The 12,185-nt window shown below is 74.3% G+C and carries 12 protein-coding genes; 6 read left to right on the forward strand and 6 right to left on the reverse strand.

Features of this window, described 5'->3' with window-relative positions; all coding sequences use genetic code 11:
- Positions 1 to 8 precede the first annotated feature (8 nt).
- Both murQ and ACFYW1_RS18925 read right to left on the reverse strand, forming a co-directional pair.
- Positions 9 to 974, reverse strand: coding sequence for an N-acetylmuramic acid 6-phosphate etherase (gene murQ / locus ACFYW1_RS18920; protein ID WP_388993838.1), 966 nt, complete (start codon positions 972 to 974; stop codon positions 9 to 11).
- Positions 975 to 1,159: 185 nt separating this feature from the next.
- On the reverse strand, positions 1,160 to 2,077 hold the full coding sequence (locus ACFYW1_RS18925; protein WP_351832349.1) for a MurR/RpiR family transcriptional regulator: 918 nt from the start codon (positions 2,075 to 2,077) through the stop codon (positions 1,160 to 1,162).
- 192 nt (positions 2,078 to 2,269) lie between these two features.
- Here ACFYW1_RS18925 and ACFYW1_RS18930 point away from each other — a divergent pair, with 192 nt between their 5' ends.
- Both ACFYW1_RS18930 and ACFYW1_RS18935 read left to right on the forward strand, forming a co-directional pair.
- On the forward strand, positions 2,270 to 2,638 hold the full coding sequence (locus ACFYW1_RS18930) for a hypothetical protein (protein WP_356930540.1): 369 nt from the start codon (positions 2,270 to 2,272) through the stop codon (positions 2,636 to 2,638).
- Positions 2,635 to 2,910, forward strand: a complete 276-nt coding sequence (locus ACFYW1_RS18935; protein WP_388993843.1) for a DUF4031 domain-containing protein — start codon at positions 2,635 to 2,637, stop codon at positions 2,908 to 2,910. Before ACFYW1_RS18930 ends, ACFYW1_RS18935 begins: the two co-directional genes overlap by 4 nt.
- A 51-nt stretch (positions 2,911 to 2,961) precedes the next feature.
- On the opposite strand, the gene ACFYW1_RS18940 is transcribed toward ACFYW1_RS18935, so the two are convergent.
- The gene (locus ACFYW1_RS18940; protein WP_388994009.1) at positions 2,962 to 4,197 is read right to left on the reverse strand and encodes a Cmx/CmrA family chloramphenicol efflux MFS transporter; all 1,236 of its coding nucleotides are present in this window, start codon (positions 4,195 to 4,197) and stop codon (positions 2,962 to 2,964) included.
- 157 nt (positions 4,198 to 4,354) lie between these two features.
- Positions 4,355 to 5,038 (reverse strand): hypothetical protein, encoded by a 684-nt coding sequence (locus ACFYW1_RS18945; protein WP_388993846.1) that lies wholly within the window; start codon positions 5,036 to 5,038, stop codon positions 4,355 to 4,357.
- 232 nt (positions 5,039 to 5,270) lie between these two features.
- Between ACFYW1_RS18945 and ACFYW1_RS18950 the strand changes: the two genes are divergently transcribed.
- From ACFYW1_RS18950 to ACFYW1_RS18960, 3 genes are read left to right on the forward strand one after another with little or no spacing between them, the layout of a single operon-like run.
- Positions 5,271 to 6,020 (forward strand): LamB/YcsF family protein, encoded by a 750-nt coding sequence (locus tag ACFYW1_RS18950; protein WP_388994012.1) that lies wholly within the window; start codon positions 5,271 to 5,273, stop codon positions 6,018 to 6,020.
- 14 nt (positions 6,021 to 6,034) lie between these two features.
- Entirely contained in the window at positions 6,035 to 6,727 is a 693-nt protein-coding gene (locus ACFYW1_RS18955; protein ID WP_388994015.1) for an allophanate hydrolase subunit 1, read from the forward strand.
- Complete coding sequence (locus ACFYW1_RS18960) at positions 6,724 to 7,659, forward strand: biotin-dependent carboxyltransferase family protein (RefSeq protein WP_388993849.1); 936 nt, start codon at positions 6,724 to 6,726, stop codon at positions 7,657 to 7,659. The genes ACFYW1_RS18955 and ACFYW1_RS18960 overlap by 4 nt, the downstream gene beginning before the upstream one ends.
- 56 nt (positions 7,660 to 7,715) lie before the next feature.
- Here the strand turns inward: ACFYW1_RS18960 and ACFYW1_RS18965 are convergent, their stop codons facing one another.
- The gene (locus ACFYW1_RS18965) at positions 7,716 to 8,813 is read right to left on the reverse strand and encodes a hypothetical protein (protein ID WP_388993852.1); all 1,098 of its coding nucleotides are present in this window, start codon (positions 8,811 to 8,813) and stop codon (positions 7,716 to 7,718) included.
- Positions 8,814 to 8,928: 115 nt separating this feature from the next.
- Entirely contained in the window at positions 8,929 to 11,235 is a 2,307-nt protein-coding gene (locus ACFYW1_RS18970) for a heavy metal translocating P-type ATPase (RefSeq protein WP_388993855.1), read from the reverse strand.
- Between the two features lie 247 nt (positions 11,236 to 11,482).
- Here ACFYW1_RS18970 and ACFYW1_RS18975 point away from each other — a divergent pair, with 247 nt between their 5' ends.
- Positions 11,483 to 12,172: a copper homeostasis protein CutC gene (locus ACFYW1_RS18975; protein ID WP_388993858.1), complete on the forward strand. Its 690-nt coding sequence runs from the start codon at positions 11,483 to 11,485 to the stop codon at positions 12,170 to 12,172.
- Positions 12,173 to 12,185 lie beyond the last annotated feature (13 nt).

Raw genomic sequence — 12,185 nt, forward strand, 5'->3', positions numbered from 1 at the left:
CCGGTGGGTCAGGTGGTGCGGGGAGCGGCGGCCAGGGCGGTACGGAGATGGCCGTCGGAGGAGGCCAGCAGCGCGGCGGCGGTGGGGCCGTCGACCTGGCCGAGGATGGTGAGGATGGCGTTCTTCACCTCGCCGTCGGTCGCGGCGAGCGCGGCCTCGATCTCCTCGTCGGACGCCCCGGTGGCGAGCGAGACGATCCGGCGGGACCGGGCGCGCAGCTTCTCGTTGGAGGCACGGACGTCGACCATCAGGTTCCCGTACGTCTTGCCGAGCCGGATCATCGTGATCGTCGAGATCATGTTGAGGACGAGCTTCTGGGCCGTGCCCGCCTTGAGCCGGGTGGAGCCGGTGAGCAGCTCCGGGCCGACGACGACCTCGATGCCGTGCTCGGCCGCCGCCCCCAGCGCGGAGTTCGCGTTGCAGGACAGGCCGAGCGTCAGGGCGCCCTTGCGGCGGGCGTGCTCGACGGCGCCGATCGCGTACGGCGTGCGACCGGAGGCGGAGATGCCGACCACGGTGTCGTCGGCGGTGAGGGCCAGGGCGTCCAGGTCGGCGGCGGCCAGCTCCTTGCTGTCCTCGGCGCCCTCGACGGCCGTGACCATGGCGGTCGGGCCGCCCGCGATCAGGCCGACGACCTGGGACGGGTCGGTGTTGAAGGTGGGCGGGCACTCGCTGGCGTCCAGCACGCCGAGCCGGCCCGCCGTGCCCGCGCCCGCGTAGATCAGGCGCCCGCCGCGCGCCATGCGTTCCGCGATGCCGTCGATCGCGGCCGCTATCTCGGGCAGCCGGGCGCCGACGGCGTCCGGGACGGACCGGTCCTCGCCGTTCATGATGCGGGCTGTCTCAAGGGTGCTCAGCCGGTCGATCTCGGCGAGCTCGGGCCGGAACGCCTCGGTGGTGAGTGTTTCGAGCTGGGCGCGCAGGTCCCCGTGGTCGTCGGGGCCGGCGGGAGTGAGGTCGGCGATGGAGGTCATGGAGGGTGACTCTGCCTTTTCGGTCTCGGGCTCGTACGGTGCTGCGGATGGGGGGTTCGGGGCGAACGGGTCCGCGCTCGGGGGTGCGAGTGCGGGGTTCGGGCCCGCGCTCGGGGTGTGAGGGCGGGGTTCGGGGAGGTCGGGGTCGGGGGACGGGGGCGCGCGAGAGGCGGGGCGGGGGCGGGTCAGCGGGGGCGGGGCGTGTGGCGGTGGGCCAGTGCCTCGTAGGAGGCGGAGAGGGCCGGGGCGGCCGTCTCGTACGTACGCTGGGCCACGCCTATGAACAGGCAGTCGACGACGAGGAGTTGGCTCGTGCGGCTCGACATGGCGGCGGGGCGCAGCTCGCTCTCCCGGGCGGTGGACGTGGTCAGTACGTGGTCGGCGTACTGCGTGACCGGGCCGTCGGGGCGGCCGGTGATCGCGACCGTCGTCGCACCGCGGTCGAAGGCGACCCGCAGCGGCTCGATGACGTCGACGGTGGAGCCGGAGTGCGTGATCGCGATGGCCACGTCGCCGGAGCGGAGCTGCACGGCGTTGGTCACCGCCAGGTGCGGGTCCGTGTGGGCGTGCGCGATCAGCCCGATGCGGGCCAGCTTCTGCGCGAGGTCCTGGCCGACGAGCGAGGAGGCGCCCACACCGTAGATGTCGATCCGCCGGGCGGTGGCGGCGGCGGCCACGGCGGCACCGAGCTGGACGGTGTCGAGCCCGGCGGCCGTGTCGGCGAGGGTCTGCTGCTCGTCGTAGGCCAGCTTGGCCACCACGTCGGCGATCGGGTCGTCGACCGCTATGTCCGCGGTGACGGCGGGGGCGCGCCCCGACTGCTGGTGCGCGGCGAGCCCGGCGAGGGCCAGCCGCAGATCGCGATAGCCGGGATAGCCGAGGAGACGGGCCGTGCGGACCACGGTCGCCTCGCTGGTGCCGGTGAGTTCGGCGAGACCGGTGACCGTGAGGGCGGCGCAGCCCGCGGGATCACCGGCGACGGCCTCGGCGACGCGCTGCATGGAGCGGGTCATGGACGGCGCGAGCGTGCGCACCTTGGCCGCGAGGGCCGCGGGGGCGGGCGGGGAATCGGCGCTGAAACTTTCCTTCAAGTCGTTGGTCACATTTGAAAGATATTTTCAACCGGGTTGCCCGTCAACCCCCCTTTTGAACCTGCGTTCCGGCGGCGTCGGCCGGGCGTCGTTCCGGTGCGGCCCCGGTGCCGCTCCGGCCCCGTCCCGGGAGCGCTTCGGACAGCGCGGAAACGGCGGGGCCGGTGCGTGGGGCCTTCTCGCGGGCGGAGCGACAATGGGGCCATGGAGATGAACCCCTTGGAACAGGCGCTGCACACGGCCCGTGCCCTGGTCATGGCCGATCTCGCCGCGGGTGACGTCGCCGAGGCCGGGATCGTCTCGTTGGTCGAGGACGCGGTGACCCACCGCCGCTGGTGGGTCGAACAGTGGCCCGACGGGGCCGCGTTCGTGGTCGGGCTCGTCGCCCAGGACGTGCAGGACGCGTTGCTCGAACGGTACGGGCGGTGGCCGCTCTGCCCGGTCTGCGACGCGGGCGACCCGCACGCCCTCGACGTCGAACCGGAACTGGGCCCGGACCCGCACTGGGTGTGCACCAAGGCGGCCGTGGCCGTGGCGCCGGTCGGCTCGCTCGACGGGATACTGCGCCGGTGACCGTCTACATCGATCCGCCCCAGTGGCCGGGGCACGGGCGGCTGTGGTCGCACCTGGTCAGCGACGTGTCCTTCGACGAGCTGCACGCCTTCGCGGCGTCCATCGGCTGCCCGCCGCGCGCGTTCGAGCGGGACCACTACGACATACCGGAAGAGCGGTACATGGACGCGGTACGGGCCGGGGCGAAGGAGATCGGCCCGAAGGAACTCGTCCGCCGGATCACGGAGGCGGGGCTGCGACGCCCCAAGGGACGCCCCGCCCCCGGGGCCTGATGGCGGTCCGGGGGCGGGGCGGGGCCGACGTGCCGTCAGACGGCCGGGTGGTCAGGCGGTCGTGGGCTCCGCGCCCCGGCACGCCTCCACCGGCGCGTCCGACGGCGCCGCGGCGGGCGCCCCCGCCACCCGGCGCGACCTGCCGCCGCCCTGCAACCGCAGCGAGAGCACCACGGCCGCCAGCGCCACCACCGTCATCGCCGCACCGGCCCACGCGGTCGCCGCGAAACCGAAGTCCGCGTCGATCACCGCACCGCCCAGCCAGGGGCCGCCCGTGTTGCCCAGGTTGAACGCGGCGGTGGCCGTCGCACCGGCCAGCGTCGGCGCGGCGCCCGCCACGTTGAACATCCGGGCGTTCAGTGCCGGGGCCGTGTAGAACGACGACAGGCCCAGCAGGAACGCGAGCCCGACCGCGGCGACCTGGTACGAGGCGAACAGCGCCAGCGCTACCAGGAGGACCGTCGAGGCCGCGACACCGCTCATCAGCACCCCGAAGAGGTGCGCGTCCGCGACCCGGCCGCCGATCGTCGTACCGACCAGCGCCCCGATCCCGAACAGCGCGAGCACCGTCGGCACCCAGCCCGAGTCCAGCCCGGCGACATCGGTCAGCAGCGGGGCCAGGTAGCTGAACGCGCAGAAGACGCCGCCCGCGGCGAGTGCCGTGACCACGATCGACAGCCACACCTGCCGGTCGCGGTAGATGCCCAGCTCCTGCCTGATCCGGGGGCGCTGCTCCGGCAGCGGAATGCGCGGGATCAGGGTCGCCACCCCGACCAGCGCCACGGCGGACGCCGCGCCCACCGCCCAGAACGCCGACCGCCAGCCGAAGTTCTCGCCGAGGAACGCCCCCAGGGGCACCCCCAGCACGTTGGCGATCGACAGTCCGCCGATCATCACGGCCATGGCGCGGGCCCGCGCGTTCACCGGCACCATGGCGATGGCGACCGCCGCCCCCACCGCCCAGAACCCGGCACAGGCGAACGCGCTCACCACCCGGGACACGAAGAGCACCTCGTACGTCGGGGCGAGCGCGCCCGCGACCTGACCGAGGCCGAAGACGGAGATCAGGGTGATCAGAGTGGTGCGGCGCGGCAGCCGGAGCGTGGCCACGGCGAGCAGCGGGGCACCGATCACCATGCCGATCGCGAAGGCGGATATGAGGAGCCCGGCGCGGGGTATCGACACGTCCATGTCGTCGGCGATGGGCGGCAGCAGTCCGGAGAGCATGAATTCACTGGTCCCCAGGGCGAAGACCGAGAGACCCAGGACGTACACGGCGAGAGGCATGCGGGAGCGGATGACGGCAGAGTCGGGCATGACAGCTGCCAACAGCGATCACATGCCGCCGCATTCCCGGCGTATCGGCAACGTTGCGGCATTGTTTCCCACCGGCGTTTCCCACCGGCGTTCCTCATCGGCGTTTCCCGCCGGTGGTGCGGGTCCGTCAGTGGTTGAGCAGTTCCAGCTCGGTCAGCAGGTTCCGCCGGGCCCGCTGCTCCCACCGGTCCGCCCCGTACGGGGTGCGGAACAGCCGGGGCAGTCCGAGCAGCTGGCGCAGCACCGTCGCCCGCCCCTCCCGGAACGCGTCGTCGGGCACGAAGCCGTACTCCTCGCGGACCTGTGCCGTGTACGCCGCGTAGTGCCGCGGGTCCGCCGCCAGGATCGCCAGGTCCGCGTCGCACAGCACCTCGCCGTCGGTGTCGCCGGGGGCCGGGTCGTGGGTGACGGTGAGGCGTACGAGGCGGGCCACCTCGGCCGTGACCCGGTCGGGCACCCCGGCCTCCGGGAGCGCGCGTTCGGCGAGCGCCGCGCTGCGCTCCTCGTTCTCGGACCGGTCGGGCCGGTACACCGCGTCGTGGAACCAGGCGGCGAGGCGTACCGCGTCCGGGTCGGCCGCGTGCCCGGCGAGGGTGTCCACGTGGCCGAGCACCGCGGCCAGGTGCGCGGTGGTGTGGTACCGCCGCTGCGGCTCGGCCCAGCGCGCCAGCAGGTTGTCGGCGTACGGCGCGGGGTCGGGTGCGGCGGCCCCGCCCCGGGCGCGGACGAGCACCTCCCGCCAGCGCTCCCGGAGGGAGCCGTCGACGCCGTCGGACCCGTGGGCATCGCCTGCACGCGCGCTGTCGCTCATGCGGTCGACCCTATCGGCGAACCCCGGGCCGCCCGGCGGTGATCCGGCCGGTGATCCGGCCGTCGGGGTGTGCGGGCGTGCGGGCGTCCCACTCCCCGGGCCGGGTCTTGTCGGACCGTGGGGCAGTCGCTAGCGTGCGGCCGTGACGGATCTGACGAACCCGGCGAACCGGACGGCCCCGGCCCCGATTCCGGCCCCGGCGGTCCCGGTGGCGGCTCCGGCGAGGGCCCCGATGGATCTCAACGCGGATCTCGGCGAGGGGTTCGGGCACTGGACGCTCACCGACGACGACGCGTTGCTCGACTGCGTCACCAGCGCCAACGTGGCCTGCGGGTTCCACGCGGGCGACGCCTCCGTGATGCGGCGGGTCTGCGACCGGGCGGCGGCCGGGGGAGTGCGGATCGGCGCCCAGGTCGGGTACCGGGACCTGGCCGGGTTCGGGCGCCGCTCGATGGACGTGCCGCCCGCCGAACTGGCCGCGGAGGTCGCCTACCAGATCGGCGCCCTGCGGGTGTTCGCCGAAGCGGCCGGGTCAACGGTCTCGTACGTCAAACCGCACGGCGCCCTCTACAACCGCGCCGTGTGGGACGACGAGCAGGCCGCGGCCGTGATCGAGGGGGTCCGGCTGGCCGGCGGCGGCCCGGCGGTCCTGGGGCTCCCGGGGTCGCGCCTGCTCGAACGGGCCCGGGACGCGGGCCTCGCCGCCGTCGAGGAGGCGTTCGCCGACCGCGCGTACACGCCCCGGGGAACGCTGGTCCCGCGCGGCGAGCCCGGCGCGGTGGTGCACGACGGGGACGAGGTCGTACGGCGCAGCGTCGGCATGGCGGTGGACGGGGCCGTCATCGGGGCGGACGGCAGCCGGATACCGGTCGCGGCGCGCTCGTTGTGCGTGCACGGCGACACCCCGGGCGCGGCGGCGCTGGCACGCCGGGTCAGGGCGGCACTGGAGGCGGCGGGCGTGGCCGTACGGGCGTTCACGTGACCGCGGACGGCGCCATGAACGCGGGCACCGGCACGGATGCGGGTACGGACGCCGTCCCGGGCATCGAGGTCCTTCCGGCCGGGCCCGGGGCGCTGCTCGTCGAGCTGTCGTCCGGCGAGCACGCCGAGGCGTTCCACGCCGAGCTGCTGCGGCGCCGCGCGCTCGGTGAACTGCCCGCCGTGCGCGAGATCGTGCCCGGCGCCCGCACCGTCCTCCTCGACGGCATCGCCGACCGCACCCCGGACGGCCGCGCGCGGCTCGTCCGGGAACTCCGTTCCTGGCGGACGCCCCCGCCGCGCCGCGACACCGGCGCGGTCGTCGAGATACCCGTCGTCTACGACGGCCCGGACCTCGCGGACGTCGCGGCGGCCTGGGGCGTCGCCGCCGCCGACGTGCCCCGCATCCACGCGGGGACCGAATTCCGGGTGGCGTTCTGCGGGTTCGCCCCCGGCTTCGGCTACCTCACGGGCCTCCCCGAACGGCTGCACGTGCCGCGCCGCGCCACCCCGCGCACCAGGGTCCCGGCCGGTGCGCTGGCCCTCGCGGGGGCGTACACCGGGGTGTATCCGCGCCCCTCGCCCGGCGGCTGGCAGATCGTCGGGCGGATGCACGGGCCGGGCGCGCTGTGGGACCCGGCCCGGGAACCGGCCGCGCTGCTGAGCCCCGGGGCCCGGGTGCGGTTCGTCGCGACGGAGGCAGGGCCGTGACCGGGGCGGCCGGGACGGCCCGGGGCGGGTCCGTCGGCGCCGTCGGCACCGTCCGGGTGGTCCGGGCCGGGGCCCTGACCACCGTTCAGGACACCGGCCGCGCCGGCTGGGCGCATCTCGGGGTGCCGCGTTCGGGCGCCCTGGACGCCCCCGCCGCCCGCCTCGCCAACCGGCTCGCCGGGAACGGGCCGGAGGCGGCCCTGCTGGAGACGACCGTCGACGGCTGCGCGGTGCGCCCGGACCGGTCCGTGCTCGTCGTCGTCGGCGGGGCGCCCTGCCGGGTCACGGTCGACGGGCGGCCCGCGGCCTGGGGCGCGCCCGTGCGCGTACCGGCGGGCGCGGTGCTCGAAGCGGGCCCCGCGGCGCAGGGCCTGCGCGGCTATCTGGCGTTCGGCGGCGGCCTGTTGCCGGAAGCCGTGCTGGGCAGCAGGTCGGCCGACCTGCTCTCCGGGCTGGGCCCGGCCCCCCTGCGCGACGGCGACGTGCTCCCACTGGGCCGGGCCCCGGCGGTTTTCCCGGGCGCCGATGCCGTGCCCTGGCCGGCCGCGCCCGCCGAACTCGTCCTGCCGCTGTCCCTCGGCCCCCGCCACGCCTGGTTCACCGACGACGCGCTGCGCACGCTCACCACGGCCGTGTACCGGGTCTCGCCGCACAGCAACCGGATCGGGCTGCGCACGGAGGGCCCGGCCCTGGAGCGGGCCCGCGCGGGCGAACTGCCCAGCGAGGGGATGGTGCTCGGCGCCGTCCAGGTGCCGCCGGACGGGCGTCCGGTGGTGTTCCTCAACGACCATCCGACGACCGGCGGTTATCCGGTCGTCGGTGTCGTGGACGAGGCCGCGCTCGCGGGCGCGGCGCAGGCCGTGCCCGGGACCCGGGTGCGGTTCGTGCCCGGCGGGGGACGATCCGGCGGAAGGCGATCCGGCGTCAGGTGACCCGCTCACCGGGCGCGTTCGTGCGGTGCGCGGCCCGGAAGGGCCGCGGTGTCACGTCACGAGGGGGCGGGCAGTCCGAAGTGGTCCATGACGATCCGCAGCGTCACGGCACCGTCGGCGTTGAAGTCGGGGTCGGCGTCGTACGCCGGGGTGTGCCGGCCGACTATCCCCGCGTCCAGCAGTTCCCGTACCAGCAGGTCGCCGCTGCGCCGTGACTCGCGGCGCCGGCCGACGTTGAAGTACGACTGCTCGAACCCGCCCCGGCAGTGCTGGAACTGGAAGGGGTGGTCGGGGCAGTGCGGGATCATGTAGTTCTGCCCGTGCGGGCACTCGCACGCGGGCGTGGTGGCCAGGAACACCGTCTCCACCCGGCCGGGCCCGCCGAAGCGTTCCTCGTAGCGGAACCCGGTGATGTCGCGCGCCAGGTCCGCCACGGCCGTTCCCCGCCCCGGCAGGTCGGCCGCGTCGTGCGTCGCCCAGGACCAGCCGGCCGATTCGCCCCGGGTGCGGGCGGGGTACCCCGCCTCGGCGAGGACGGCGGTCAGCGTGGGCAGGTCCAGGCCCTTGGCGTAGGTGACGAAGGTGCCGGGGGCGATCGGAACGCCCGTCTCCCGCACCACCTCCCGGGCGAGCGGGGGCGAGGGGAGACCGAAGGCGCCGACGATCGCCCGTACGAGCCGGTCCTCGTCGCCGTAGTGGTGGTCGAAGCAGTCGTGGTCGTCGTCCGCGTCCGCGGCCTCGCAGTGCGCGCCGGGGCCTATGAGTCCGGCGGCGAGCAGCTCGACGGACAGGTGGTCGGGATTCTCGCCGACCCGCTGCCCGATGTCCTCGAAGCTGAAGCCGAGGACCAGACGGCCGTCGCGGTAGTAGTCGAAGGCGGGCCCGTGCGCCTTCGCGCTGCACGGCTCGGTCACGAAGACCACGAGCTCCGTGCCCTGCGGGCAGACCTGCCGGTAGTCGACGCCCTCGTAGTCGTCGATCTCGTCGTTGAGCATGTCGTGCACCGCCCAGGCCCACCCGTTCGCCTCGCCGTGGGCGAGCGGTTCGCGCCGCAGCCCGCGCAGACCGGCGGTGAGCGCGTCGGACGACAGACCGCGGGAGAAGACGATGTTCACCTCGTGGCCGGGAAAGGAACCGTGCATCCAGCTCGTCATGCCCAAGACCTTAGACACCGCCACTGACAACGCGATCTGCCGGAAGGCCCGTCGGCCCCCGGCAGATCGCGTCGGGTCGGTGCGGTTGTGCGGTCGGTGTGGTTCCTGCGGCTGGTTACGAGGCGGCCCGGAACCCCCTCAGCCGCAGCGAGTTGCCGACCACGAAGACCGAGGAGAAGGCCATCGCGGCCCCCGCGATCATCGGGTTGAGCAGTCCGGCCGCGGCGAGCGGCAGGGCGGCCACGTTGTAGGCGAAGGCCCAGAACAGGTTCGTCCGGATGGTGCCCAGGGTCTTCCGCGACAGCCGGATGGCGTCCGCGGCGGCCCGCAGGTCCCCGCGCACCAGCGTCAGGTCGCCGGCCTCGATCGCGGCGTCCGTGCCGGTGCCCATCGCCAGACCCAGGTCGGCCTGGGCGAGCGCGGCGGCGTCGTTGACCCCGTCGCCGACCATGGCGACCGAACGGCCCTCGGCCTGGAGGCGCTTGACGACGTCGACCTTGTCCTCCGGCATGACCTCCGCGTACACCTCGTCGATGCCGACCTCGGCCGCGACCGCCTCGGCCACCGCCCGGTTGTCACCGGTGAGCAGGATCGGGGTGAGGCCGAGGGCCCGCAGCCGGGCGATGGCCTCCGTGCTGGTGTCCTTCACCGCGTCGGCCACCTCCAGGACCGCGCGCGCCTCGCCGTCCCAGGCGACCGCGATGGCCGTCCGGCCCGCGGCCTCCGCCTCGGCCTTGCGGCGGGCCAGCTCCACCGGCAGGTGGATCTCCCACTGGGCGAGGAGCTGTTCGCGGCCGACGAGGACGGCGTGGCCCTCGACGATGCCCTGGACGCCGAGTCCGGCGATGCTGGCGAAGTCCTCGGGGGTGGGGAGGGTGGTGCCGGTGCGTTCGGCGGCTCCGGCGGCGACGGCCTGGGCGATGGGGTGTTCGGAGGCGTGTTCCAGGGCGCCGGCGAGGCGCAGGACGTCGTTCTCGGTGGTGGTGTCGGTGGTGTGGACGGTGAGGAGGGTCATGCGGCCGGTGGTGACGGTGCCGGTCTTGTCGAGGACGATGGTGTCGACGCGGCGGGTGGTCTCCAGGACCTCGGGGCCCTTGATGAGGATGCCGAGCTGGGCGCCGCGGCCGGTGCCGACCATGAGGGCGGTGGGGGTGGCCAGGCCCAGGGCGCAGGGGCAGGCGATGATCAGTACGGCCACGGCCGCGGTGAACGCGGCGGTCAGACCCGAACCGTTGCCGAGCCAGAAGCCGAGCGTGCCGAGCGCGAGGGCGATGACCACGGGGACGAAGACGGCGGAGATCCGGTCGGCCAGGCGCTGGGCGGCGGCCTTGCCGTTCTGGGCGTCCTCGACGAGCTTGGCCATCCGGGCCAGCTGGGTGTCGGCGCCGACCCGGGTGGCCTCGACGACGAGCCGGCCGCCCGCGTTGAGGGTCGCCCCGGTGACGGAGTCCCCGACGCCGACCTCCACGGGCACGGACTCACCGGTCAGCATCGACGCGTCCACGGCCGAGGCGCCCTCGACGACGGTGCCGTCGGTGGCGATCTTCTCGCCGGGACGGACCAGGAACCGGTCCCCGACCTGGAGTTCGGCCGTCGGCACGGTCACCTCGCGGCCGCCGCGGATGACGGTGACCTCCTTGGCGCCGAGTTCGAGCAGCGCCTTGAGGGCCGCGCCCGCCTTCCGCTTGGAGCGGGCCTCGAAGTAGCGGCCGGCCAGGATGAAGGCGGTGACGCCGGCGGCGGCCTCCAGGTAGATGTTGCCCGCGCCGTCGCTCCGGCCGATGGTCAGCTCGAAGGGGTGCGTCATGCCGACCATGCCCGCGGTGCCGAAGAACAGCGCCCACAGCGACCAGAGGAACGCGGCCGTGGTGCCGACCGAGATCAGCGTGTCCATCGTCGCCGCGCCGTGCCGGGCGTTGGTGAACGCGGCCTTGTGGAACGGCCACGCGGCGTACGTGACGACCGGGGCCGTCAGGGTCAGCGAGAGCCACTGCCAGTAGTCGAACTGGAGCGCCGGGATCATCGACATCGCGATCACCGGCACGGCGAGCGCGACGGCGGTGAGCAGCCGCTGCCGCAGCGGGCGCAGCTCGTCGGCCCCGTCGTCCTCGGCGGCGGCACCCGGGGCGTCGCCCCCGGCGCGGGCCGGCGGCGCGGGCTCGTGCGCGGTGTAACCGGTCTTCTCGACGGTGGCGATCAGGTCCTGTACGGAGATGTCCTCACCCCGGTAGCTGACCTTCGCCTTCTCGGTGGCGTAATTGACGGTGGCCTCGACACCGTCCATCCGGTTGAGCTTCTTCTCGATGCGAGCCGCGCAGGAGGCGCACGTCATGCCGCCGATCGCGAGCTCGACCTCTGCGGTGGTGCCGGTGGTGGCCCCGGTGCCGGTACCGGGGCCGGGTGTGGCGGTGTGCGCGGACACGATGTCCTCCCTGGCGGAGACCTTGATACCCCTAGGGGGTATGCATTGCTGACTCATGTATACCCCCCACCCCTATGAATTGCAAGGGTGGAAATGCCGCCGGGGCCCGGAGTGTGCGCGTCTGACCGCCCGATGTGCGTCTGACCTCACGTATCTTCGCCTGGCGTTGAGCTGCGCAGTCGATGTACCGGCCCGTAGGCTGGTCATTGGACTAGACCTATTGCCGCTTCTGGAGGATTGGGATCCCATGAGCAACCGTGCAGTCCTGGAGGTGATCGCTCTCGACGCGGAGGACGCGGTCGCGGCCCAGTCGGGTGGTGCGGACCGGCTGGAGCTGGTCACCGACATGGCGGCGGACGGCCTGACCCCGTCCCGGGCGACCTTCGCGGAGATCCGGGCGGCCGTGGACATCCCGCTGCGGGTGATGCTCAGGCTGGCGGACGGCTTCGCGGCCGGTGACATCGAGGAGCTGGTGGCCAGGGCCCGCGAGCTGCGGGAGGCGGGCGCCGAGGAGTTCGTGTTCGGCTTCCTCGACGAGGAGGGGAACCCGGACCTGGTCGCCGTCGAGCGCCTGGTCGCCGAACTGGACGGCTGCCGGTGGACCTTCCACCGGGCGATCGACCGGGCCGCCGACCGGGACGCCCTGCGCAAGCAGCTGGCCGACCTGCCCGGCCTGGACACCTACCTCACCGCCGGTTCGGCGAAGGGCGTCGACGACGGCATCCCGACCCTGCTGGTCGAGGCGGCGCGCCGGGGCGAGGCCGGGTACGAGCCGCAGATCCTGGTGGGCGGCGGCCTGCGCCTGGAGCACCTGCCGGAGCTGCTGGCCGCGGGCATCGATGCCGTGCACATCGGCGGCGCGGCCCGCCCGCACGGCTGGTCCGGCCCGGTGGACGCGGCGGCGGTACGGGAATGGCGCACGGTCCTGGACGCGTGACGGGCCGGGGCCG

It is taken from the genome of Streptomyces sp. NPDC002669 (assembly GCF_042889165.1).
Lineage (GTDB): Bacteria > Actinomycetota > Actinomycetes > Streptomycetales > Streptomycetaceae > Streptomyces.

What these genes read in the sequence shown, in the direction of transcription:
- murQ (WP_388993838.1), bottom strand. Translation starts at nt 974, where the DNA reads ATGACCTCCATCGCCGACCTCACTCCCGCCGGCCCCGACGACCACGGG.
- ACFYW1_RS18930 (WP_356930540.1), top strand. Translation starts at nt 2,270, where the DNA reads ATGGAGATGAACCCCTTGGAACAGGCGCTGCACACGGCCCGTGCCCTG.
- ACFYW1_RS18940 (WP_388994009.1), bottom strand. Translation starts at nt 4,197, where the DNA reads ATGCCTCTCGCCGTGTACGTCCTGGGTCTCTCGGTCTTCGCCCTGGGG.
- ACFYW1_RS18945 (WP_388993846.1), bottom strand. Translation starts at nt 5,038, where the DNA reads ATGAGCGACAGCGCGCGTGCAGGCGATGCCCACGGGTCCGACGGCGTC.
- ACFYW1_RS18950 (WP_388994012.1), top strand. Translation starts at nt 5,271, where the DNA reads ATGGATCTCAACGCGGATCTCGGCGAGGGGTTCGGGCACTGGACGCTC.
- ACFYW1_RS18955 (WP_388994015.1), top strand. Translation starts at nt 6,035, where the DNA reads ATGAACGCGGGCACCGGCACGGATGCGGGTACGGACGCCGTCCCGGGC.
- ACFYW1_RS18965 (WP_388993852.1), bottom strand. Translation starts at nt 8,813, where the DNA reads ATGACGAGCTGGATGCACGGTTCCTTTCCCGGCCACGAGGTGAACATC.
- ACFYW1_RS18975 (WP_388993858.1), top strand. Translation starts at nt 11,483, where the DNA reads ATGAGCAACCGTGCAGTCCTGGAGGTGATCGCTCTCGACGCGGAGGAC.